Source organism: Achromobacter sp. (assembly GCF_032102605.1).
GTDB lineage: Bacteria > Pseudomonadota > Gammaproteobacteria > Burkholderiales > Burkholderiaceae_B > Achromobacter.
The window spans coordinates 1-21,908 of record NZ_DAMDGT010000016.1 but is presented as its reverse complement, the minus strand read 5'-3'; the positions used below and the strand labels follow the sequence as shown (position 1 = coordinate 21,908).

19 protein-coding genes and 1 tRNA gene are annotated in these 21,908 nt (G+C 67.0%); 7 read left to right on the top strand and 13 right to left on the bottom strand.

What is annotated here, in order from left to right; translation table 11 throughout:
- Positions 1-3 precede the first annotated feature (3 nt).
- The 10 genes from RT614_RS24900 to hisD all read right to left on the bottom strand — a co-directional run bounded on the left by RT614_RS24900 (position 4) and on the right by hisD (position 11,069).
- Positions 4-1,146, bottom strand: a complete 1,143-nt coding sequence (locus RT614_RS24900; RefSeq protein ID WP_313624848.1) for a 2-aminoethylphosphonate--pyruvate transaminase — start codon at positions 1,144-1,146, stop codon at positions 4-6.
- 41 nt (positions 1,147-1,187) lie between these two features.
- Positions 1,188-2,213, bottom strand: coding sequence for a SprT family zinc-dependent metalloprotease (locus RT614_RS24895; protein ID WP_313624847.1), 1,026 nt, complete (start codon positions 2,211-2,213; stop codon positions 1,188-1,190).
- Positions 2,200-2,928 (bottom strand): lysophospholipid acyltransferase family protein, encoded by a 729-nt coding sequence (locus RT614_RS24890; protein ID WP_313624846.1) that lies wholly within the window; start codon positions 2,926-2,928, stop codon positions 2,200-2,202. The genes RT614_RS24895 and RT614_RS24890 overlap by 14 nt, the downstream gene beginning before the upstream one ends.
- A 3-nt stretch (positions 2,929-2,931) precedes the next feature.
- Positions 2,932-3,471, bottom strand: a complete 540-nt coding sequence (gene gmhB / locus RT614_RS24885) for a D-glycero-beta-D-manno-heptose 1,7-bisphosphate 7-phosphatase (protein WP_313624845.1) — start codon at positions 3,469-3,471, stop codon at positions 2,932-2,934.
- Positions 3,468-5,606, bottom strand: a complete 2,139-nt coding sequence (gene glyS, locus RT614_RS24880) for a glycine--tRNA ligase subunit beta (protein WP_313624844.1) — start codon at positions 5,604-5,606, stop codon at positions 3,468-3,470. The genes gmhB and glyS overlap by 4 nt, the downstream gene beginning before the upstream one ends.
- Positions 5,607-6,518, bottom strand: coding sequence for a glycine--tRNA ligase subunit alpha (gene glyQ, locus RT614_RS24875; RefSeq protein WP_313624843.1), 912 nt, complete (start codon positions 6,516-6,518; stop codon positions 5,607-5,609).
- A 93-nt stretch (positions 6,519-6,611) separates the two neighbouring features.
- A complete protein-coding gene (locus tag RT614_RS24870) occupies positions 6,612-7,160 on the bottom strand; it encodes a cupin domain-containing protein (RefSeq protein WP_313624842.1) in 549 nt (182 codons plus the stop codon).
- Between the two features lie 58 nt (positions 7,161-7,218).
- Entirely contained in the window at positions 7,219-8,727 is a 1,509-nt protein-coding gene (locus RT614_RS24865) for a M81 family metallopeptidase (RefSeq protein WP_313624841.1), read from the bottom strand.
- A 36-nt stretch (positions 8,728-8,763) separates the two neighbouring features.
- Positions 8,764-9,738 carry a tripartite tricarboxylate transporter substrate binding protein gene (locus tag RT614_RS24860; RefSeq protein ID WP_313624840.1) on the bottom strand — a complete coding sequence of 325 codons (975 nt, stop codon included), beginning with the start codon at positions 9,736-9,738 and terminating at the stop codon, positions 8,764-8,766.
- Positions 9,739-9,806: 68 nt separating this feature from the next.
- Positions 9,807-11,069 (bottom strand): histidinol dehydrogenase, encoded by a 1,263-nt coding sequence (gene hisD, locus RT614_RS24855; RefSeq protein WP_313624839.1) that lies wholly within the window; start codon positions 11,067-11,069, stop codon positions 9,807-9,809.
- Between the two features lie 332 nt (positions 11,070-11,401).
- On the opposite strand from hisD, the gene RT614_RS24850 reads away from it, so the two are divergent.
- From RT614_RS24850 to RT614_RS24830, 5 genes are all read left to right on the top strand, one after another.
- Positions 11,402-12,169 carry a crotonase/enoyl-CoA hydratase family protein gene (locus RT614_RS24850; protein ID WP_313624838.1) on the top strand — a complete coding sequence of 256 codons (768 nt, stop codon included), beginning with the start codon at positions 11,402-11,404 and terminating at the stop codon, positions 12,167-12,169.
- A 160-nt stretch (positions 12,170-12,329) separates the two neighbouring features.
- Positions 12,330-13,853, top strand: a complete 1,524-nt coding sequence (locus RT614_RS24845; protein ID WP_313624837.1) for a fumarate hydratase — start codon at positions 12,330-12,332, stop codon at positions 13,851-13,853.
- 102 nt (positions 13,854-13,955) lie between these two features.
- Positions 13,956-14,027 (top strand) — tRNA-Trp (locus RT614_RS24840).
- Between the two features lie 199 nt (positions 14,028-14,226).
- On the top strand, positions 14,227-15,921 hold the full coding sequence (locus tag RT614_RS24835) for a hypothetical protein (RefSeq protein WP_313624836.1): 1,695 nt from the start codon (positions 14,227-14,229) through the stop codon (positions 15,919-15,921).
- Between the two features lie 16 nt (positions 15,922-15,937).
- On the top strand, positions 15,938-16,384 hold the full coding sequence (locus RT614_RS24830; protein ID WP_313624835.1) for a hypothetical protein: 447 nt from the start codon (positions 15,938-15,940) through the stop codon (positions 16,382-16,384).
- Between the two features lie 24 nt (positions 16,385-16,408).
- Here RT614_RS24830 and RT614_RS24825 read toward each other — a convergent pair whose 3' ends face one another.
- Genes RT614_RS24825 through RT614_RS24815 form a run of 3 tightly spaced genes read right to left on the bottom strand, consistent with a single transcriptional unit; the run spans position 16,409 to position 19,407 of the window.
- Positions 16,409-17,626 (bottom strand): CaiB/BaiF CoA-transferase family protein, encoded by a 1,218-nt coding sequence (locus RT614_RS24825; protein WP_313624834.1) that lies wholly within the window; start codon positions 17,624-17,626, stop codon positions 16,409-16,411.
- Positions 17,623-18,483: a MaoC/PaaZ C-terminal domain-containing protein gene (locus tag RT614_RS24820; RefSeq protein ID WP_313624833.1), complete on the bottom strand. Its 861-nt coding sequence runs from the start codon at positions 18,481-18,483 to the stop codon at positions 17,623-17,625. Before RT614_RS24820 ends, RT614_RS24825 begins: the two co-directional genes overlap by 4 nt.
- Positions 18,484-18,492: 9 nt before the next feature.
- Positions 18,493-19,407: an SDR family NAD(P)-dependent oxidoreductase gene (locus RT614_RS24815; RefSeq protein WP_313624832.1), complete on the bottom strand. Its 915-nt coding sequence runs from the start codon at positions 19,405-19,407 to the stop codon at positions 18,493-18,495.
- A gap of 149 nt (positions 19,408-19,556) precedes the next feature.
- On the opposite strand from RT614_RS24815, the gene RT614_RS24810 reads away from it, so the two are divergent.
- Together RT614_RS24810 and RT614_RS24805 are read left to right on the top strand one after the other, a co-directional pair.
- Positions 19,557-20,456 carry a LysR substrate-binding domain-containing protein gene (locus tag RT614_RS24810; RefSeq protein WP_313624831.1) on the top strand — a complete coding sequence of 300 codons (900 nt, stop codon included), beginning with the start codon at positions 19,557-19,559 and terminating at the stop codon, positions 20,454-20,456.
- A 222-nt stretch (positions 20,457-20,678) separates the two neighbouring features.
- Positions 20,679-21,701 carry a tripartite tricarboxylate transporter substrate binding protein gene (locus RT614_RS24805; RefSeq protein ID WP_313624830.1) on the top strand — a complete coding sequence of 341 codons (1,023 nt, stop codon included), beginning with the start codon at positions 20,679-20,681 and terminating at the stop codon, positions 21,699-21,701.
- The last annotated feature ends 207 nt before the right edge of the window (positions 21,702-21,908 follow it).

The window sequence follows — 21,908 nt, the reverse complement described above, 5'->3', positions numbered from 1 at the left end:
TCCTTAAGCGGTGAGGGGTTGGGGAAAGCGCCCGGCACTGGCGGCGCGATCCCGATTGATTCCGATGTCGCGCAGCGCGCCGCCCATGGCGTCGACCGCCTGCCGCATCTGGTCGGCGCCAAAGGCGCCGATGCAGCCGACCCGGAACGTGGGTTCTTCGGTGTTGTAGAAGTTGCTGATGACGTAGCCGCGCTGCTTGAGCGCGTCCACGAACAGTTGCAGGTGCCAGGTCGGCGCATCCGGCGCCCGGACGTTGACGACGATGGGCCCCTGCAGGTCCGGGGGCAGGTAGGGCGTCAGGCCCAGGTCCACCACGCCATCGTAAAGCGTGCGCATGTTGGCCGTATAGCGCGCCAGCCGGGCAGCGCGTCCTTCCTCGCGGTACAGGTCAAGCGCCACGGCCAGCGCGGCCAGCGTGGGGGCGGCCGGCGTGAAGCGCGGGCCGGCATTCGGGACCAGGGTGTGCTGGTAAATGTCGGCCAGGTCCAGCGACCAGCTGCCCGCATTGCCGCGGGCCGCGTCGAGGCTGTCGCGCCGCGCCACCACGAAGGCCGCGCCGGGCAGGCCTTCCAGGCATTTGTTGGCCGTCAGCACGACCGCGTCCACGGCCGGCAGGGCTCGCAGTTCCAGCGGCAGCGCGCCGAAGGCGGACACCGCATCGATGATGACGCGGCGCCCCAGCGCATGGGCGATGCGCGCCAACTGGGGCACATCGTGGCAGATGCCGCTGCCGGTCTCGCTGTAGACGACCGCCAGGTGCGTCAGTGTGGGGTCGCGTTCCAGCGCGTCGGCCACCGCCTGGGGATCCAGGCGTTCGGCTTCGCCCACGAAGAGGGGCACGGCAACCCGGCCCGCGTCGCCGGCCAGCTTTTGCAGTCGGGCGGCGTAGGCGCCAGTGGACGGCGCCAGGACGCGTCCGCCCGGCGGCACGAAGGTGCGGATCGCGGCTTCCACGGCGAAATGGCCGCAGCCGGGCAGCGCCAGCGCCACGTGCTCGTCCGGCGCGGCTTGCGCGATGGCCAGCACGCCGTTGCAGACCTGCCGGTAAAGCTGGCGGAAATCGTTGTCCCACGGCGCGTAATCCTGCGCTATGGCGGCCTTCACCCGCGCATCGGTCGTGACCGGGCCCGGTATCAGCAGCAGCATGTGGAGTCTCCTTGGGATCGCAACAGGCGGGCTCCCGGCGCTTAAAACTGAGGCAGGGAAGCCGGATCGTGACGCCGCAGGATGTTCTTGGCGTCCTCGAAGTCGGGCAGGATCTGGCCCACTTCGCGCCAGAAATCCTGACTGTGGTTCATCTCGCGCAAATGGGCAAGCTCGTGCGCGATGACGTAATCGATGATGGCGGGCGCGAAATGGATCAGGCGCCAATTCAGCATGATGTTGCCGTCGCTGGTGCACGAGCCCCAGCGCGTAGCCGCCGACGACAGGCGCCAGCGTCGGATCTTCAGACCGCTGATCTGCAAAAAGTGCGCCAGCCGCGCGCCGAACCACGCGCCTGCGCGCTGTTGCAGCCAGGCTTGCGCGGCATCGCGTATGCGGGACTGGTCGGCGTTGGACGGCAGCGCCAGCCACAGGGTGTCGCCGTCCTGCGGCGCCTCGGCGTCGCCGGACAGGCTGGCCTGGCGGCTGTCTCCGCCCACGCCGATGACGATGCGCCGGCCCAGGTAGGGAAGTTCGCCGCCCGCCTGCCAGCGCGTATGCGCCATGGCCAGCTGCTGCTTTCGGGCATGCCATTCGCGCAGCTTGGCCAGGATCCAGCGGGATTTTTCGCGCACGGCGTCGTCGATCTGCGCCAGCGTGACCCAATTGGGCGCGGTGACGCGGAGGCCGTCGTCGGTGATTACGAAGCCGATGCTGCGGCGGCGCGAGCGCAGCAGCACGAAGCCGATGGGCTGCTGTTCGGTCGGCACTTCACGCCAGCGCGCGCCGGGAGGCAGCGGGTCGGGGCAAGGCGTGGGAACGCGGGCCGCGGCATTGGGCGACAGCGTCAGCAGCGGTTCGCCAGCGGGGGCGGGGGCTGCTGCGGCGTCGGGAAAGAGATTGGCTGGCGCGACCGGCTTGGGAGCGTCCGGTCCGGGGGACGGCGCGCGAGGCGCCGGGGGACGGAACGCTGCCGGCGGCGTGGGCGCAGCGATCAGCGCCGGCGCGCCCGCGGGCGCGTCGTTTTCCTGCGTGTTGAACAGGAGTTCAAGCTGATCAGTGCTGGGCATACCTTTCGGGGTTGAGTCGCCGCATTTCCCCTTCGATCCAGTCCTGGACCTTCTGGTTCAGTTCTTCGGGGGTGAGGCCCTTGGATTCTATCGCGGGACCGATCGACAGGGTGACCAGCCCGGGACGCTTTACAAATGCGTTGCGCCGCCAGCACTCGCCGGCGTTGTGCGCCACCGGGATGACGACGGCGCCGGTGCGCGACGCCAGCAGGGCGCCGCCCATCTTGAACCGCCCCGTCTTGCCCGGCGCCACGCGCGTGCCTTCGGGAAAGAGCAGCGGCCAGCGGCCCTCGTCCAGGCGGGTCTGGCCCTGCTTGACCACCTGCTCGAAGGCGTCGCGGCCCTTGGCGCGGTCAATGGCGATCATGCGCAGAAGCGCCAGTCCCCAACCGAAGAACGGCACCATGTGCAGTTCTTTCTTGTAGACGAAGCAGACCTCGCGCGGCATGTAGGCGGGGAAGAACAGGGTTTCCCAGGCCGACTGGTGCTTGGACAGCAGCACCGCCGGGCCGTCGGGCAGGTTTTCCCAGCCCTTGACCTGCCAGCGGATGCCGCAGATGGTCTTGGCGCCCCAGATGGCCAGGCGCGGCCAGCCGACGGTCAGCTTGTAGCGCCAGTGCAGCGGCAGCGGCGCCCACAGGATGCAGGCGAATGCGTAGGGAATGACCGTGACGGACAGGAACAGGAAATACAGCAGGGAACGAAGCCGGGCCATCGATCACGCGTCCTGCAGCAGGGCGTCGACCACGGCCGACAGGTCATCGCAGACGCGCGTGTTGTCGGGCAGTCCGCCCTTTGCCAGCGTCTTGCTGCCGTTGCCCGTCAGCACCAGCCAGGGCTTGCAACCGGCGGCGGACGACGCCTGCAGGTCGCGCAGGGAATCGCCCACGGCCGGCACGCCGGTCAGGTCGATGTCGTAGCGATGACCGATCTGCTCGAACATGCCGGGGCGCGGCTTGCGGCAGGTGCAGTCGTCGTCGGGGCCGTGCGGGCACATGAAGACGGCGTCGATGTTGCCGCCCACGGCGGCGAGCTCGCGGCGCATCTTGGTGTGGATGGAGGTCAGCGTGTCCATGTCGAACAGGCCGCGCGCCAGGCCCGACTGGTTGGTGGCAAGCACCACCTTCCAGCCGGCCTGCGTCAGGCGCGCGATGGCCTGCAGGCTGCCGGGCAGGGCGATCCATTCGTCCGGCGTCTTGACGAATGCGTCGCTGTCCTGGTTGATGACGCCGTCGCGGTCGAGGATGATCAGCTTCACTGTGCAAGCCTGGAAATGTCGGCGACCTGGTTCATCAGACCGTGCAGCTGGCCCAGAAGGGCCAGCCGGTTGGCGCGCACGGCGGGGTCTTCGGCCATGACCATGACGTCGGCGAAGAACGCGTCCACGGGTTCGCGGGCCTTCGCCAGCGTCGACAGGCTGCCGGCGAAGTCGCCCGCGGCCAACTGCGATTCGGCTTGCGGACGCAATGCGGCCACGGCAGTCGCCAGGGCCTTTTCCGCGGGCTCGATCAGCGCTGCTTCATTCACGGCGCCAATCTCGCCTTCGGCTTTCTTGAGCAGGTTGCCGATGCGCTTGTTGGCGGCGGCCAGGCTGGCGGCCTCGGGCAGCTGTGCGAACGCTGCGGCGGCGCGCACGCGTTCGGCCACCTGGTGCAGGGGCGGCGTCAGCGCGATCACGGCCTCGACCGCATTGCGGTCGAAGTCGTTGATGAGCTGGTTGCGATAGCGTTCATAGATGAACGTGCGGACGTCGGACAGCGTGTCGCCGGGGATTTTGCCCGCAGGGAAGGTGCCCGCGGCCAGTTCCAGCAGGCCGTCCAGGGACAGCGGACCGTCCTGGCTGATCTTCAGCCAGCCGCCGGCGGCCAGTTGCTCGAAGGCGCTGATCAGGCCCAGCGCGGCGCGGCGCAGGCCGAAGGGGTCGCGTTCGCCGGTGGGGGCCAGGCCGATGGCCCAGATGCCGACCAGCGTTTCGATGCGTTCGGCGATGAACAGCGTGGCGGCAGTGAGCGTGTCCTGCGTGACCGGCGCGTCGTAACGGTTGCGGTATTGGGTGCGCAGGGCTTCCACGACGCTGGCGGGTTCGCCGTCGCCGGACGCGTAGTACGCGCCCATGATGCCTTGCAGTTCAGGGAATTCGCCCACCATGTTGGAGCCCAGGTCGGCCTTGGCCAGCAGGGCGGCGCGGTCAGCGGCGGAAACGTCGCCGCCCAGCAGGCCGGCCACGCCGCGGGCGATCGCGCGCACGCGCTCCACGCGTTCAAGCTGGGTGCCCAGCTTGTTGTGGTAGACGATGGATCCCAGTTGTTCGACGCGCGCGGCCAGCGGCGTCTTGCGGTCGGTTTCGAAGAAGAACTGGGCGTCGGCCAGGCGCGGGCGCACGACGCGCTGGTTGCCTTCGACGATGTTCACCGGATTGTCCGTGCGCATGTTGCTCACGATCAGGAAGCGGTGCGTCAGGCGGCCGGTTGCCGGGTCGAACAGCGGGAAGTACTTCTGGTTCAGCCGCATGGTCAGGATCAGGCATTCCTGCGGCACCTGCAGGAACTGCTCTTCGAACTGGCCCTCGTAGACGGTGGGGTGTTCGACCAGGGCGGTCACTTCGTCCAGCAGGGCGGTGACTTCGGGGTCGTCGCCCAGGGTGGCCGACAGGCGGGACGCATGTTCCTGCAACTGGCGCTGGATTTCAGCGCGGCGTTCTTCGAACGAGGCCACGACACGGCCGTTTTCGGCCAGCGTGGCGGCGTAGGCGTCGGCATTGGCGATCGACACGGCGCCCTGGCTCATGAAGCGGTGGCCCTGCGTGTCGCGGCCGGCCGCAAGGCCCAGCGCCGACACGGGCACGACGTCGGCGCCGAACAGGGCGATCAAACCGTGCGCGGGGCGCACGAACTTGACGGTGGTGGCGCCGTCGGCCAATTGGTAGCGCATGACCTTGGGAATGGGCAGGCCGTCGATGGCGGCGTCGATGCCTTCTTGCAGGCCCGCGGCCAGCTGCGCGCCGGCGGCGGTGCCGCGCGCGACCAGGTAGTCCTGCTTGCCGTCGGATTCACGGTCCAGCGTGGACACGTCGATGTTTTCCAGGCCCTTGGCCGCCAGCTTCTTCTGCAGCGCGGGTGTGGCCTTGCCGTCTTCGGTCAGGCCGATCTTTACCGGCATCAGCTTTTCGGCATAGGCCTGGTCGGGCGCCTGCGCCAGCACGGCGGACAGGTGGACGGCCAGGCGGCGCGGCGTCGAATACGCGGTCACGGCGCAGCCGTCGGCCACGAGACCGTGGCGGGCCAGCGTGGCGCGCACGCCTTCGGCAAAGGCCTGGCCCAGCTTTTGCAGGGCCTTGGGCGGGAGTTCTTCGGTCAGGAGTTCGACCAGCAACGGGCGGATGTTCGTCGTCATTTATGCTGCCTCCCCGGCGGCCTTTGCGCGGCCCAGCATGGGAAAGCCCAGTCGTTCGCGGGAATCGTAGTAAGCCTGGGCGACGGCGCGCGACAGGTTGCGGATGCGGCCGATGTACGCGGCGCGCTCGGTGACGCTGATCGCGCCGCGCGCGTCCAGCATGTTGAAGGTGTGGGCGGCCTTCAGGGCGGCCTCGTAGGCGGGCAGCGCCAGCGGCACGTCCATCAGGCGCTTGGCTTCGGCTTCGTAGTCGTTGAAATGTGCGAACAGCATGTCGGCCGACGAATGCTCGAAGTTGTACGTGGACTGTTCGACTTCGTTCTGGTGGAAAACGTCGCGGTACAGCACGCGGTTGCCGTTGGCGCCTTCCGTCCAGACCAGGTCATAGACGCTCTGCACGTCCTGCAGATACATGGCCAGGCGTTCCAGGCCGTAGGTGATTTCGCCGGTGGTGGGCGTGCAATCCAGGCCGCCGACCTGCTGGAAGTAGGTGAACTGCGTCACTTCCATGCCGTTCAGCCAGACTTCCCAGCCCAGGCCCCAGGCGCCGAGCGTGGGGTTTTCCCAGTCGTCCTCGACGAAACGGATGTCGTGCTGCGTGGGGTCAATGCCCAGCGCCTTCAGCGAACCGATGTACAGATCCAGGATTTCCGGGGGCGCCGGCTTCAGGACCACCTGATATTGGTAGTAATGCTGCAGCCGGTTGGGGTTTTCGCCATAGCGGCCGTCCTTGGGACGGCGGGACGGCTGCACGTAGGCGGCGCGCCAGGGCTCGGGGCCGATCGCGCGCAGGAACGTGGCCGTGTGCGAGGTGCCGGCGCCGACTTCCATGTCGTAGGGCTGCAGCAGGGCGCAACCCTGCTTGTCCCAGTATTCCTGGAGCGTAAGGATGATTTGCTGAAAGGTGAGCATAGGATTCTTGGAATTCGGCCGCCGGGCAAGGGTCGCCCTGGGCGTGGGAAACCTGGCATTTTAACTGGCGCCGGGCGGCGCGTCCCGAAGGGGTTAGTAAGTCGGGGGCGTGACCGCGCTGACGATTTCGCTGGGACCGTCGTGGACGTTGCGAAAGCGGTGCGGAACCCGGCTGTCGAAGTAGTAGGAATCGCCCGCCTGGAGCACCCGGGTCTTGTCGCCGACGGTGACTTCGACCGCCCCGGACAGCACCAGTCCAGCCTCCTGGGCGGGATGGCTGAACAGTTCGCCGGAATCGGCGCCGGGCTGGTAGCGCTCCTGCATCATCAGCATGGCGCGGTTGGCGAAGCGGCTGCCGATCATGCGGTACGAGATGGCGTTTGGATTGCCGATCTCGGGCAGGTCGTCCGGCGTGTAGAAGGGCGATTCCGCCACCAGCAGCCGGCTGTTCGAGAAAAATCCGACGATGGTGGTGCCCAGCGCGTCCAGCACCGCCGCCAGGGTGTCCAGCGACGGGCTGATCTTGTCGCGCTCGATCAGCGAGATCGATGCGTGGGAAACGCCCGAGCGCTGGGCGACCTCGCGTATCCCCAGGCCGCGGCGGCGGCGTAATTCCCTGATGTCTGCGCCAATTCTCGGCATCGTGTCTCCTCCTGCGGGCCGGCAGCCGTTTTGGCTTGCAGGATACACGGGGCGGCGTTCAGCCCGCCGCCGATTGCCGGACCCGCAGCTCGATTATTTGGGGACGGTATGCTGGGGTGTCCAGCGGGTAGAGCGGCCGGGCCTTGCCGAACGGCAGGCGTTCCGGATGGTAGCCCGTCAGGCCCGGCGTTTCGGCGCAGGCGCAGTCGCCCATGTCGGAGAAGGCCAGCTTGAAGTGATAACCGGACTTGACCACGATGACGTCGACGCCGTCCAGGTCGATGCCGGCATCCAGGTAGCAGCCGGGATCCTGGGACATGACGGCGTCCTGTGTGATCAGCAGGTCGTAGCGTTCGTTGCGCAGCACGGCATACGGCCCCAGCCGCAGCGTGGCGCCGCGCATGAATGCGCCGCGGTTGCGGAAGACGCCGCTGCCCAGCGCGGCGATGCGGCCCGATACGATCATGGGCTCGCAATCCACGCTGTACAGCCCCCCGGCCCGCAGCTGCACCGGGGCGTCGACGCCGGCCTGCTCGCACGCATGCAACGCGGCGGGATCCGTGACGATTGCGGCGATGCGTCCCGGCGTAAGGGCGAGCGCACGCTGCAGCACGTGCAGGCTGTCGCCCGGTCCCCCGGCCAGCACACGGTCGCCGAAGTCGCCAATGATGAGCTTGCGGCCGGAGCCAGCATGGCGTTCGAGCAGCGTGTCGGTGTCCGGCAAGTCGTGGACGTACGCATCGCGCCCGTCCCACAGGGCGCGGGCGAGCGTCGCCGCCAGCGTCCTGGCCTGCGGCAGCCCGTTGGCGTTTTGCGCGTAGACCAGCACGGTCTGACCCACGCCCTCGCCGTCGATGAACGGGTTGACGTTGAACAGGGACACGTCCAGCAGGCCCTTGCGCGCCTCGACGGCTGCCTGCGCCTGGGCGTGCAGCTGCGCAAGGGGGCCACGCGCGGTCTCGTCATTGCCACGCGTCAGCATCGGCACCAGCACGCTGACGCCCGCGGGCCGTTCGCCCGTGTCCAGAATGTGCAGGAGCTGCGTGGCCACCCGCGTGCCGGTCTCGGCGGCGTCCGCATGCGGATTGGTTTTGTAGGCCGATGCGAAATCCAGTTGCCGGAGCAGGCCGGGCACCGCGTGGGCATGGAGGTCGAAGCCGGCAACGATGGGCATGTCGGGCCCGACGATGGCGCGCAGCGCCGCCAGCAGGTCGGCTTCGGCGCTGTCCAGCCCCACGGTCTGCATGCAGCCGTGCAGGCACAGCGCGATCGCATCGAAGCCGCCGGCTCGCGCCCCGTCCAGGACACCTTCACGCAGCAGGGCGTAGGCGCTGTCCTCCACCCGCCCGCCGGGCCGGGCGCGCGCAGCCAGCGTGGGGATGGCCTCGCAGCCATGCGCCTTCAATGTGCGCAGGATGCCGCCCAGCACTGAATCGGCCGCGGCGTTGGCGGTCAACATGGCCCGGCCGCGTTCGATCTCGAAAGCCGACAGGGGCGTGTTCACGGGGGTGAATCCGTGCGTCTCCTGGAATAGCTGTGCCACCAGGATGCGATAGCGAGCGGGCATGTCTGGGTCTCCGGATGCAGGCAGGTAAGGGGGAATCTACTTCAGGCTGATGTGGGCGCGCTGCGCGGTCGCCCGTTGCTTGTCGATCTCGGCCTTCAGTTCCGCGGCAAATTCGGCGGGCGGATTGCCCACCGGCACGGCGGAGAATCCTGCCAGCTTTTCCTTCACTTCCGGCGTGGCCAGCACCTGCGCGACCGCCTTGTAGATCGTCTCCACGACGGCCGGCGGGGTGTCGCGGGGCGCGACCAGCCCGAACCACGATGCGTCGTTGACGTCGGGCAGGCCCACCTCGGCGAATGTCGGCACGTCGGGCAGCGCATCGATGCGTTGCGGGTAGGCCACCGCAAGCGCCTTCAGGTCGCCGTTGCGGATGAACGGCAGCGAGGACGGCAGATTGTCGAACACCGCCGCGATCTGGCCGCCCAACGCGTCCTGCAGCGCGGGGCTGGAGCCGCGGTAGGGCACGTGCATCATCTCGGTGCCGGTGCTGAGCTTGAACAGCTCGCCCATCATGTTGGCTTCCGACCCCGCGCCCGCGGAACCATAGGTGTAGACGTTGGGCTTTTCCTTCAGCAGCTTCACGAAGGAAGCCATGTCGGTGGCGGGCACCTTCGGTCCGATCGTCAGGACGTTGGGCACGGAGGCAAGCTTGGTGATGGGCGCCAGGTCGCGAGTGACGTCGTACGAGATGTTGTCGTAGACCACCGGCGTCACCGCGTGCGAACTGACCGTGGCGATGCCCAGCGTGTATCCGTCGGGATCGGCGCGGATGACGTACTCGCTGCCGATGCGGCCCGCTGCTCCGTTGCGGTTCTCCACGACGACGGTCTGTTTCAGCAGCTTGCCCAGCGGGTCGGCGATGGTGCGCGCCAGCACGTCTGTGGTGCCGCCAGGCGGGAAGGGCACCACAAGCTTGATGGGGCGCGACGGATAGGGCTGCTGCGCGTGCGAAGGCGCTGCAAGGCTCGCGCCGGCCAGCGCCAGCGCGCCGAGGATGATGCCGAGTTTCATTTTTTTCCCCTTGTGGACGATTTATTGGAATGGCCGCCGGACGGTCCCGATCCGACGGCGGATTGACGTCAGCCCATGCGCAGCGCGGCGGCGCGGCGGTGGCCTTCCATGCCTTCGGTGCGGCTCTGGCGTTCGGCCGGCGGGGCCACGGCGGCCACGCCGCGGGCATCAAGCCACTGATGGGTGCAGATCTTCAGGAACGAGCCCACCCACAGGCCGCCGGTATATCGGCCCGCCCGCATGGTGGGCAGCGTGTGGTTGGTTCCGCAGCATTTGTCGGAGTACACCACGCTGGCCTGCGTGCCGATGAACAGCGACCCGTAGTTGCGCAGCCGGCCGGCCGTGGCGTGCGGGTCGAGCGTATGGACCTGCAGATGTTCGGCGGCCACGTAGTCGGAATAGGCGAGCATTGCCGCTTCGTCGGGGCTCAGCACGATCTCGCCGTAGTCGGCCCAGGCGCGGGCCGCCACCGGGGCGGTGGGCAGGTCTTTCAACTGCCGCTCCACGGCCGCCAGGGTTTCCCGGGCCAGCCGCTCGCTGGTCGTGATCAGGCCGACCCGCGTGCGCACGTCGTGTTCGGCTTGCGCCAGCAGGTCCGTCGCAATCATTTCCGCGTCGCCGCTGTCGTCCGCGACCACGAAGATTTCGCTGGGGCCGGCAAGCTGGTCGATGCCGACTTCGCCGAACACCTGGCGCTTCGCTTCATTGACGTAGGCGTTGCCCGGGCCGACGATCTTGTCCACGGCGGGAATGGATTCGGTGCCGCAGGCCATGGCGGCGATGGCCTGCGCGCCGCCCACCAGGAAGATCCGGTCGGCGCCGGACAGGTGGCAGCCCGCGATCATGGCGGGATGGGCGCCGGGCGGCAGGCAGGCGATGACCTCGTCGCAGCCGGCGACCTTGGCCGGAACGATGGTCATGACGGGCGCCGACAGGATCGGATAGCGGCCGCCGGGCACGTAGGCGCCGATGCGCTGCACGGGAATCACGCGGTGCCCAAGGTGCAGGCCGGGCAGCGTCTCGATTTCCAGCGGCAGCACCGTCGCCAGTTGCGCCTCGGCGAAGGCGCGGACGCGCTCGATGGCGAATTCGGTGTCCCGGCGGGTCTGCTCGTCCAGGTCGGCGACCGCCTGGAGGCGCGCCTCGATGGAAACCTCCAGCACCGGCGTGTCCTTGCCGTCGAATTTCAACGAGTACTCGCGGACCGCGGCGTCGCCACGGGTGCGGACCTGCGCGATGATCTCGCGCACCGTATCCTCGATGGCGCTGGCGCTGTCCTCGGCACGGGCGGCGGGGGCTTTGATGTAGTTCAGTTGGCTTGTTGCGGGCATGAAAGGCTCTTCGTGGCTGAAGCGTTGCGGGTGGAGGCCACTATAAGAGCGGCCCTCGCGCTTGTTTCACGCCGACGCGGGGGTGGTCACTATATTGAACGGCAGGGTGCGCGGGCCATGGATGGCGCGCCGCTCGGCAAGCCCGCGCGCGCCGCCGCACAGCAGGCGAAAGGCGTGGCGCGGGTCGGGGACGGAACGTTGCGGGCTGGTGAATATACTGATCGGCGGGGGGCGGCAGCACCTGCCGCCCAATGGTCGTATCATTCCGTTCTGACCCAGTCTTATATAAAACCCGGAACCCGATTCCGAGAATTCCCGGAAGGAGCAGTCCCATGTCTGACCTGATCACGGTGGAAGTCACCGACGGTATCCAGATCATCACGATCAACCGTCCCGAGGCCAAGAACGCCATCAACCTGGAAACCGCCGTGGCCATGGCCGCCGCGCTGGACCAGCTGGATAGCCGCGACGACGTGCGCATCGGCATCCTGACGGGTGGCGGCGGCACGTTTTCGTCGGGCATGGACTTGAAGGCATTCGCCGCCTCCGGCCAGCGCCCGTACGTGGAAGGCCGCGGCTTTGCCGGCCTGAACGAACGTCCGCCCAAGAAGCCGCTGATCGCCGCCGTCGAGGGCTATGCCCTGGCGGGCGGTTGCGAAATGGCGCTGGCGTCGGACCTGATCGTGGCTGCCAACAACGCCAAGTTCGGCCTGCCCGAAGTCAAGCGCGGCCTGGTGGCCGGCGCGGGCGGCCTGCTGCGCCTGCCGCGCCGCCTGCCGTATCACATCGCCATGGAAGTCATCCTGACCGGCGAAATGCTCAGCGCCGAACGCGCCCACGCCTTTGGCCTGGTGAACCGCCTGACCGAGCCGGGCGGTGCCCTGGCCGGCGCGCTGGAACTGGCCCGCGCCATCGTTGAAAACGGCCCGCTGGCCGTGCAGACCGCCAAGAGCATCGTCGCGCAGTCCGGCGACTGGGAACAGGAAGGCATGTTCGACCGCCAGCGTCCCCTGATCGCGCACATCTTCACGTCGGCCGACGCCAAGGAAGGCGCCACCGCCTTCGCCGAAAAGCGCAAGCCGGTGTGGCAAGGTAAATAGAGAATGTCCCCATATTGCTGCGCCAGGCCGGCTGATGGCTCCCCGATGGAGCCGATTTGCCTTGAGGCGGCCGCGCAGCAAAAATAGTGGTTTACCCCGCGCGGCTGGCTGCCAGGGCCAGCCGCGTTTTCACGTTTTCCATCCAGACCTGCAAATCGCCATGTCCGTCATCATTAAAGAAGAAGACTTCATCCAGTCGATAGCCGATGGCATCCAGTTCATCAGCTATTACCACCCCGTCGACTACATCCGCCATCTGGCGCGCGCCTACGAGCGCGAGGAAAGCCCGGCCGCGCGCGATGCGATGGCGCAGATCCTGACCAACTCGCGCATGTGCGCCGAAGGCAAGCGTCCGCTGTGCCAGGACACCGGCATCGTCAATGTCTTCCTGAAGATCGGCATGAGTGTGCGCTTCGACACCAAGCGCACCCTGCAGGAACTGTGCGACGAAGGCGTCCGCCGCGGCTACCTGAACCCCGACAATCCCCTGCGCGCCTCCGTGCTGGACGACCCGCTGTTCGCGCGCAAGAACACGCGCGACAACACGCCCTGTATCCTGCACGTCGAACTTGTCCAGGGCGACAAGGTCGACGTGCAGATCGCCTCGAAGGGCGGTGGCTCCGAAAACAAGACCAAGTTCGCCATGCTGAACCCCAGCGATTCGCTGGTGGACTGGGTGCTGAAGACCGTTCCGACGATGGGCGCCGGCTGGTGCCCGCCCGGCATGCTGGGTATCGGCGTCGGCGGCACGGCCGAAAAGGCCATGCTGATGGCCAAGCAGTCGTTGATGGAAGACATCGACATGTACGAACTGCTGGCCCGCGGCCCGCAGAACAAGCTGGAAGAGCTGCGCGTCGAACTGTACGAAAAGGTCAACGCGCTGGGCATTGGCGCGCAAGGCCTGGGCGGCCTGACGACCGTGCTGGACGTCAAGATCAACACCTTCCCGACGCACGCGGCCTCCAAGCCCGTCGCCATGATCCCGAACTGTGCGGCCACGCGCCACGCGCACTTCGAACTGGACGGTTCGGGCCCCGCGCGCCTGGATCCGCCGTCGCTGTCCGAATGGCCCGAAGTTCACTGGGCGCCGGACTACAACAAGTCCAAGCAGGTCGACCTGAACACGCTGACCCGCGAAGAAGTCGCCAGCTGGAAGCCGGGCCAGACCCTGCTGCTGTCGGGCAAGATGCTTACCGGCCGCGACGCCGCGCACAAGCGCATCCAGGACATGCTGGCCAAGGGCGAGCCGCTGCCCGTCGATTTCACCAACCGCGTGATCTATTACGTGGGCCCGGTCGACCCGGTGCGCGACGAAGTGGTCGGCCCCGCCGGCCCCACCACCGCCACGCGCATGGACAAGTTCACCGACATGATGCTGGACAAGACCGGCCTGATCGCCATGATCGGCAAGTCCGAGCGCGGCCCGGTGGCCATCGACTCCATCAAGAAGCACGGCTCAGCCTACCTGATGGCCGTGGGCGGCGCGGCGTACCTGGTGTCCAAGGCCATCCGCGGCGCCAAGGTGCTGGGCTTTGCCGACCTGGGCATGGAAGCCATCTATGAGTTCGACGTCAAAGACATGCCGGTGACCGTGGCGGTCGACTCCCACGGCACGTCGGTCCACACGACCGGACCCAAGGAATGGCAAGCGAAGATCGGCAAGATTCCGGTCGCCGTTGCGTAAATGAAATGACTTGGTAAAGATCAATTGGCCGCTGAAATCAGCGGCCAATTTTTCTTGGTAAGAACGCACCTCTGCGTGGGGTGTATATACTGCGCCCGTCATTCCGGGATAGTTCAGCGGTAGAACATTCGGCTCCAGTCCGGATAGGCGCTGGTTCGAATCCAGCTCCCGGATCCCTTCCTCTCGCATCCCTTCATAAACAAGCCAGGCATCATGGACGACACGCCGCATGCGCGCGGGGTGGGCAGCGGCTATGCCGCGGCCATGCTCGCGAAAGCATTTCTGACCCACGACTCCCATCCCGACCCACGACTCCCATCCCGACCCAGCCGTTCGCGAACGCGCGGCGGCGCGTGTCGAACGCTGGCGGCAAGTGCTGGCGCACGCGCTGGGCGGTTCGGTCACTTATGGTTCCGCGACACCGCTGCCCGGTATTCCCGATTGGGTGACCCTGGATGTCGCCACGGGCGGCTTTGCCACGGGGGCGCTGCTCGCCGGTGGCCCGCTGACCCCGTACGAGCGCGAACTGGCCGCTAGCCTTCCTGGTGTCGCGGCTGGCAGCGAACGGCGGGATCTCAACGCCTACTTTCTCAGCGAAGCCGGCGTCGCGCATTTGCAGGACCGCCTGGCCCGCGGCGACTATCGCATCGACGTGCCGGAAGAAGCTGCACTGGCCGTCGTGGCCTGGCTGTTGGGCCAGAGGCTCGCCGACGCCGCGCGGGAACTGGTCGCGGTGCTGGCTCCGTTCTTCGATCGCCTGCGCTTCTATCCCGCTCCAGGATCGGGCGACGACGACGCAGGCGCCGATATCCACGTCAGCACCGCGGGCGACGTCGCCGCACGGTTATCCAGCCTGCCCGCGCAGCCGCGCATCGCCGCGCAGCGCGCGGCGGTTCAGACGCTGTTGCCCTGCTACGACCGCGCCGTCGCCCTGTTCCTCGAAACCTTCGAAGACGATTGGCCGTGCCGGCGCTATCCGCAGGATTGGGCGCACCGGGCCTTGGTGCTGACATCCGAAATCGCTGTCGCGCAAGCCAGCGGCCAAGTGTCTATCGGAACGTCGCGCAAGCATCGCCACAAGCGCGAACTCTTCGACCTGCTGGCGCGCTGCGCGCTGGCCCCGGCCGACCTCACTGGCAGGCAGGTGGGCCGGATACGCCGCATCGTTCGCGATTTCGTGGCTGCGCACGGCCAGCCGGAATCCGTGGCGCATCAAGCACTGCGCGAACGTCAATGCCGCGATGTCTCCGCCGTCGGATTTCATGAGATCGCGCGACTGGTGGCCGTCCGGTTGCAGGACCATCCGCAGGCGGCCGGCGTGGCCGACCTGGCGCCCGTGCTGGCTCCGTTGAATGCAGCCGAAGCGGGAAGCCTCGGGCTTTCGCCCGGTACGGACGTGCCGGCGCCTGTGGCAAGGCGCGCGCGTCGCTGCCAAAGCGGCACGCTTTCCGAACTTGTGGAGCAGGGGCTGATCCCCTCGGGGGATTTCCTGGCGACGCTCACGCCGCAGATCACGTCGACGCTGCAGAGCGGCGGCTTTGCGAATCCCGCATTGCGCTCGCTCCATGGCGCAAGTTATCGCGCGTTCCGCCAGCGTCGGTCCCTGTTGCTGCTGAATCTTGAGCGGCAGGCCTCGTTCGACGGGCTGCCCTGGATCGCAGCCATCGAAGCCCTGCGACGCCCGGCGCAACAGGACCCCGATTCGGCTCGCGCCGCATTCACCGAAATCGCAGAGTTGGCGCTGGTCTCATTCCCCTATGCGCCATTGCCCAACAAGCTGTTGCAGGAACTGCACGCGCTGGCGGAGCGTGCGCAGTGGGAGCTTCCGCTGGTCGACGAACTAGCCGCGGACATCTTCATGGGGCGATTCGGACGCAAGTTCCTGGACGCGGCCCGGTGCGCGGCGACCTTGCTGGATGGCAACCTGTACGCCAACTATTTCGCGATCGATGCACGCGACGTTCTTGCACTGCCGATACCCCAGGAAATCCCGAACCAAGTATGCACAGGTCGACGCCTTTGGTCAGCTTTGCGCGACGCGCGCCGGGGTGCTGCCGGGTCGAGGTAGCGTCGGGGCCAACGGCATGGTGATCGAACAACAACAGATCCTGACGACCCAGAACCTGGCGGTGCTGGTGACGGACGCCGGCCTCGATGCCAGGTTGCGCAGCCGATATGGCCAGATGGCGGCCGCCGGTTTCGAATGGATCTGCGCGCGCCAGCAGATGGCCATCCATGACTGGCATGCGCGCGTGCGCATGATCCGCAATACGGCGTCCGCCTGGCGGCAAGTGCTGTTCTTTCTGTCGCTGATGCCGGCGGCCGAGCAGCAGGCGGCAATCGCCGCCATGCAGGCGCACTTGCAGGCGCAGGGCTCGGCATTCCGGACGCGCTTCCAGCCCGTCATGCGCGGCCTGCACCTGGCGGCTGGCGGCCAGCGCCTGCCGCAGCATGACGCCGGCGCCCAAGACGCCCGCGTCTTCAGGGGCTGGTTCGACAAGCGTCATTGGCTGCTGGACGCCATGGCGTAAGCGGATGGCGCTTGCGGCCGCTTCCTACTTCCGGAACGCTGCGATCGCCTCCGCCGACTTGCCCAGCACGTCGCGCAGCACTTCCTCGGTGTGTTCCCCCAAGAGCGGCGGCGCGCGCCGGTACACGACCGGAGAATCCGAGAAGCGCAGCGGACTGGCCGTCACCGGCGCCACGCCGCCCGCCGGATGAGGCATGTCGCGCCGAAGCTGCCGGGCCTGAGCCTGCGGATGCGCGAACGCTTGCGCGATGTCGTTGATGGGGCCGCAGGGCACGCCCACTGCCTCCAGCTTGGCGATCCAATCGTCGCGCTGGCCTTCTTTCATGATCGCAGTCAGGATGCCGATCAGTTCCACGCGATTGGTGACGCGCAGCCGGTTGGTGGCAAAGCGTGGATCGTCGCCCAGATCCGGCACGCCGATCGCGCGGCAATACGCGCGGTACTGTGATTCGTTGCCCGTGGCTACGATCAGGTGGCCGTCGCTGGCGGCGAACACCTGGTAGGGCACCACGTTCTGGTGCGCATTGCCGGCGCGCGTGGGTGCGACGCCCGAGTTGAAGTAGTTCGAGTTCTGGTTCGCCAGCAGGGCCACGTGGCTGTCCAGCAAGGCAATGTCCAGGTGCTGGCCCTGGCCGCTGCGATGGCGTTCCTGCAGCGCCGCCAGCACGGCCACGGTGGCATACATGCCGGTGACGATGTCGGTGACGGCCACGCCGGCCTTCTGCGGTCCACCGCCAGGCAGGTCATCGCGCTCGCCGGTGATGCTCATCAGCCCGCCCATGCCCTGGATCATGAAGTCGTAGCCGGGGCGCTGCGCGAACGGGCCGTCCTGGCCGAACCCCGTGACCGAGCAGTAGATGAGGCGTGGGTTGATCTCTTTCAGGCTCTGGTAGTCCAGCCCGTACTTGGCCAGCCCGCCCACCTTGAAGTTTTCGACCAGGATGTCGCTGACCGCTGCCAGCTCGCGGATCAGGGCCGCGCCTTCGGGCGTGGCCATGTCCGCTTCGACTGACCGTTTGTTGCGGTTGGCGCTGAGGTAATAGGCAGATTCGTTGGTGTCCTGGCCGTCTCCGTCCTTCAGGAACGGCGGCCCCCAGGCACGCGTGTCGTCGCCCACGCGCGTGCGTTCGATCTTGATGACGTCGGCGCCCAGGTCGGCGAGGTTCTGCGTGCACCAGGGGCCGGCCAGGATGCGCGAAAGATCCAGGACGCGGATGCCGTCCAGCGGAGGCGGCCGCGTCATGATTGCACCGTCGCGGTGCCGTGGCTCATGACCACGACGCCGCGCTCTTTGGCGCGGGCGATGAAGCGGATCTGACCGTCCGGCATCCGCCACATGTCGCACTGCAAGGTCTCGCCCGGATACACGGGCGCGGAGAAGCGCGTGTTCAGGCTGGTGAGGCGGGCGGCGTCATAGTCGCAGACAGTCCTGACGATGGCGTGCGCCGCGACGCCGTAGGAGCACAGCCCGTGCAGGATGGGACGCGGGTAGCCTGCCTGGCGCGCGACGTCCGGATCGGCATGCAGCGGATTGCGATCTGCATTCAGCCGGTACAGCAGCGCCGCGCTGGGCGGGATGCGCAACTCGCAGCGCAGTTCGGGATCGCCGTCGGGCGCGGCGGGCAGCGGATCGGGACTGGCGTCGCCCTGGCCGAATCCGCCGTCGCCGCGGCAGAACGTGCTTTGGCGCAGGGTGGCCAGGCAGGCGCCGTCCTCGTCATGCAGCGTGCGTTCGCTGACGATGATGGCGCCCTTGTCCGCGCCCTTGTCGATAACGTGCGTGTTGCGGGTCTTGCCGGTGACGACGCCGGCCGAGGGCAGCGGCGCGTGCAGCGTCAGGCGTTGTTCGCCATGCACCACCTTCACCCAGTTAACGGTCGAGCGCGGGTCGCTGACCCAGAAGCCGGGGTAGCCGAGGATCACGCTCATCGTCGGAAACGCGCGCAGGTCCTTTTCGTACACGTAGCGCAGTTGCCCCGGGTCTTCAGGTTCCTGTCCCAGGCCGATGCCCAGCGCATACAGCATGGTGTCCTTCTGGTCGTAGCGCTGGCGCACGTCGTCGAAACGCCAGTCCTTCACGGTTGCATAGTCCAACGGCATGTGGCGGCCTCAGATGGGATCCCAGTCGATCACGTCGGGCGAACGCTCCAACGCGTAGAAATGCTTGCGCATGGCGGGCGCGGCGATCTCGGCGATGCGCTCGGGCGTCCAGCCTTCGCCGTGATGCACGGTGCGCAGCGGCCGTGGCTGGCTCATCAGCATGATCTCGTTGGCGCGCACGGCGAAGATCTGCGCGGTGATCTCGCTGGCCGCATCGCTGGCCAGGAATACCGCCATCGGCGCGACCTTGCCGGCCTCCATCTTCTTGAGCTTTTCGACACGCGCCTTTTCCTCGTCGGTCTCCGCGGGGATGGAACTGGTCATGCGGCTCCAGGCGAACGGCGCGATGCAGTTGGACCGCACGTTGTAGCGCGCCATGTCCAGCGCGATGGATTTGGACAAGGCGACGATGCCCAGCTTGGCCGCCGCGTAGTTCGCCTGGCCGAAATTGCCGATGAGGCCGGACGTGGACGTCATGTGCACGAAGGCGCCGGACTCCTGTTCGCGGAAGTAGGGCGCCGCGGCGCGGCTCATGAAGAAGGAACCGTTCAGGTGCACGTCAATCACCTGCCGCCATTCCTCTTCGCTCATCTTGTGGAAAACCCGGTCGCGCAGATTTCCAGCGTTGTTGATCACCGCATCGATGCGGCCGAACGCGTCGATGGCGGTCTGCACCACGCGACTGGCGCTGTCATAGGCGGCCACGCTGTCGGTGTTGGCCACGGCGGATCCACCGGCCTCCTGGATCTCCTTCACCACGGCCTGCGCGGGTCCGTCCGCGCCGCCTTCGCCCGTGAGCGACACGCCGATGTCGTTGACCACGACCTTGGCGCCCGCCTGGGCCATTGCCAACGCAACGCCACGGCCGATGCCGCCGCCCGCGCCCGTCACGATCACTACCTTTCCGGAAACCAAGCCGCTCATCGAATCCGACTCCTGTGCTGCGGCGCGAGCCGCGTGTGGAAAACAGTTCCGCATCAACCCGTCTGGTTCATGGGGATGCCTCATGGTAGATTCGACTCGGCATTCGAAGAATTCAAAATTAGAAATGCCCCCCTTCTGCGTGGTGGAACATGAGACATGATCTGACGGACCTGCGTTTGTTTTTGAACGTGGGAGAAACACTCAATCTGACCCGTGCTGCGGAACGCACATTCCTGTCGCTGCCGGCGGCAAGCGCGCGCGTCAAGCACATGGAAGAGGCGTTCAAGGCCCGCTTGCTGGTGCGCATGGCGACCGGCGTCGCGCTGACGCCAGCGGGCGAAGTGCTGCTCAAGCACGCCAACGCGGTGTTCCGCCAGCTTGAATGCCTGAATGCAGACTTGCAGCCTTATGCCAGCGGGCTCAAGGGACGCCTCAGATTGCTGGCCAACACCACCGCCACCAACTCTTTCCTGGCTGACGCGCTATCCACGTTTCTTGCTGAAAACCCGGACGTCGACGTGGAGCTGGAAGAAAAAATCTCGGGCGACATCGTCATCGCCATCCGCGCGGGCGCCGGGGACCTGGGGCTGGTGGCGGGAAACATCGACGTCGATGGACTGGACGTCACGCCGCTGTTCCGCGACGAACTCACCGTGGTCACGTCGCTGGACCATCCGCTTGCCAAGCAGAAATCCGCGCATTTCGTAGACCTCGTGGACGCCTATCAATTCGTGGGCATCCATCCCGACAGCGCGATCCAGACCTTCCTGGAAGACATCGCCAGCGGCCTGGGCAAGCGTATCTGCCAGCGCGTGCACGTCGGCAGCTTCGAAGCCGTGTGCCGCATGGTCGAAGCTGGCGCGGGCATCGCCGTCGTGCCACGCGCCTGCGCGGCCCGCTACAGCCGCCCCGATTCACTTCACGTGCTGAAGCTCGACGACCCGTGGGCGCTGCGCGACCGCCTGCTGTGCCGCCAACGCGGCCGCGACCTACCCAGCTTCGCGGAATGCTTCATCGAGCACGTGCAGCGCGCCGCGCGCGGGCAATAGCAGGGTAGGTCGACAGCAGGGTAGGTCGATAGCAGGGCGCACAGGCGCGGACCGCATTGGTTCCGACGCCGTAGACCGTATGCCGTATGTCCACGGCGCGTCGACGAATGTTGTCCGGTGAACGAACGTGCGGCCCCCGCGAAAGAGGGGCTTTTGAAAATACGTAGCAGCAGATCCCGGCATTCGGAAAATAATAAAAAACAGCGGCGGGCGGATTGCCAGATGCTTGACCGCAACCAGAACAAGACTCAGGAGACTGCCGTGATCGATCTAGACCGCCGCCGCGCCGTCGCGGGGCTGGGCGCCGCATGCGCCGCCGCCATGCTTCCTTCCTGGGCCCGCGCCGCGACGTGGCCGGGCCATGCCGTAACCTTCATCGTGCCCTTTCCGGCAGGCGGTCCCGTAGACACCACCGCCCGCTTCACGACGCAGCCGCTGGGCCAGCTCTGGTCCGTCCCTACGGTGGTGGACAACAAGTCCGGCGCGGGCGGCATCGTGGGCGCGCAATTCGCCGCCAAGGCCGAGCCCGACGGCTACAACTTCTTCTTCGCCTCCATCCATCACGCGGTGCTGCCCAGCCTGCGCACCAACCTCAGCTATGACATCACCACCGATTTCGTGCCGGTGGGCATGGCCGCCGTGTTCCCGATCGTGCTGGTGGTGAACGCGTCGCTACCGGTGAACACGGTCAGCGAGCTGATCGCCTACGCCAAGCAGAATTCCGGCAAGCTGTCCTTCAGCTCGTCGGGCACCGGCGGCGGCACGCACCTGGCGGGCGAGCTCTTCAACGCCATGGCCGGCGTGCGAATCCAGCACGTTCCCTACCGCGGCAGCGCGCCGGCGATGCAGGACCTGCTGGGCGGCCAGGTACAGGTCATGTTCGCCGACGGCCCGTCAGCAGTGCCGCATCTGAAGGGCGGCAAGGTGCGAGCACTGGGCGTAGGCAACCCGACGCGATCCAGCATGCTGCCCGACATCCCGACCATCGCGGAATCGGGACTGCCGGGCTACGAGGCATATTCATGGAGCGGCGTGATGGCCCCGAAAGGCACGCCACCCGACATCGTGAAGCGAATCAACGCAGACATGGTGAAAGTCCTGTCGGATGCGGGGACGGCCAAGGCGATGATTGCTGCGGGTGCAGAGCCTAAGCCTGGGACGCCGGAGCAGTTTGGGGAGTTTGTGCGGGAGGAGATTGCCAAGTGGAGGGAGGTGATTGTTAAGGCGAACGTTAAGTTGGAGTGAAGGGGGGGGCGGTTTTTGGCTGCGGGATATTTGTATGACGGAGTTCTTCGTTGGTGCTGCGTCTTCGTATGTCCTGGTTCTTCGTCGGTGCAGGATCTTCGTATGTTCCAGATCTTCGTAGGCCGCCCGGCGCCGCGGGCGCCGTGGCTGCGGAGCCTGTCCGTATTTTTGTGGGCGAGGCGTTTTAAAAGTTGTTATCCCCGCGCC

Coding starts and splice junctions, on each gene's coding strand:
- hisD (WP_313624839.1), bottom strand. CDS start 11,069: ATGCCCGCAACAAGCCAACTGAACTACATCAAAGCCCCCGCCGCCCGT.
- RT614_RS24900 (WP_313624848.1), bottom strand. CDS start 1,146: ATGCTGCTGCTGATACCGGGCCCGGTCACGACCGATGCGCGGGTGAAG.
- RT614_RS24850 (WP_313624838.1), top strand. CDS start 11,402: ATGTCTGACCTGATCACGGTGGAAGTCACCGACGGTATCCAGATCATC.
- RT614_RS24825 (WP_313624834.1), bottom strand. CDS start 17,626: ATGACGCGGCCGCCTCCGCTGGACGGCATCCGCGTCCTGGATCTTTCG.
- glyQ (WP_313624843.1), bottom strand. CDS start 6,518: ATGCTCACCTTTCAGCAAATCATCCTTACGCTCCAGGAATACTGGGAC.
- RT614_RS24830 (WP_313624835.1), top strand. CDS start 15,938: ATGGTGATCGAACAACAACAGATCCTGACGACCCAGAACCTGGCGGTG.
- RT614_RS24860 (WP_313624840.1), bottom strand. CDS start 9,738: ATGAAACTCGGCATCATCCTCGGCGCGCTGGCGCTGGCCGGCGCGAGC.
- RT614_RS24815 (WP_313624832.1), bottom strand. CDS start 19,407: ATGAGCGGCTTGGTTTCCGGAAAGGTAGTGATCGTGACGGGCGCGGGC.
- RT614_RS24890 (WP_313624846.1), bottom strand. CDS start 2,928: ATGGCCCGGCTTCGTTCCCTGCTGTATTTCCTGTTCCTGTCCGTCACG.
- RT614_RS24805 (WP_313624830.1), top strand. CDS start 20,679: ATGCTTGACCGCAACCAGAACAAGACTCAGGAGACTGCCGTGATCGAT.
- glyS (WP_313624844.1), bottom strand. CDS start 5,606: ATGACGACGAACATCCGCCCGTTGCTGGTCGAACTCCTGACCGAAGAA.
- RT614_RS24810 (WP_313624831.1), top strand. CDS start 19,557: ATGAGACATGATCTGACGGACCTGCGTTTGTTTTTGAACGTGGGAGAA.
- RT614_RS24865 (WP_313624841.1), bottom strand. CDS start 8,727: ATGCCCGCTCGCTATCGCATCCTGGTGGCACAGCTATTCCAGGAGACG.
- RT614_RS24845 (WP_313624837.1), top strand. CDS start 12,330: ATGTCCGTCATCATTAAAGAAGAAGACTTCATCCAGTCGATAGCCGAT.
- RT614_RS24870 (WP_313624842.1), bottom strand. CDS start 7,160: ATGCCGAGAATTGGCGCAGACATCAGGGAATTACGCCGCCGCCGCGGC.
- RT614_RS24820 (WP_313624833.1), bottom strand. CDS start 18,483: ATGCCGTTGGACTATGCAACCGTGAAGGACTGGCGTTTCGACGACGTG.
- RT614_RS24895 (WP_313624847.1), bottom strand. CDS start 2,213: ATGCCCAGCACTGATCAGCTTGAACTCCTGTTCAACACGCAGGAAAAC.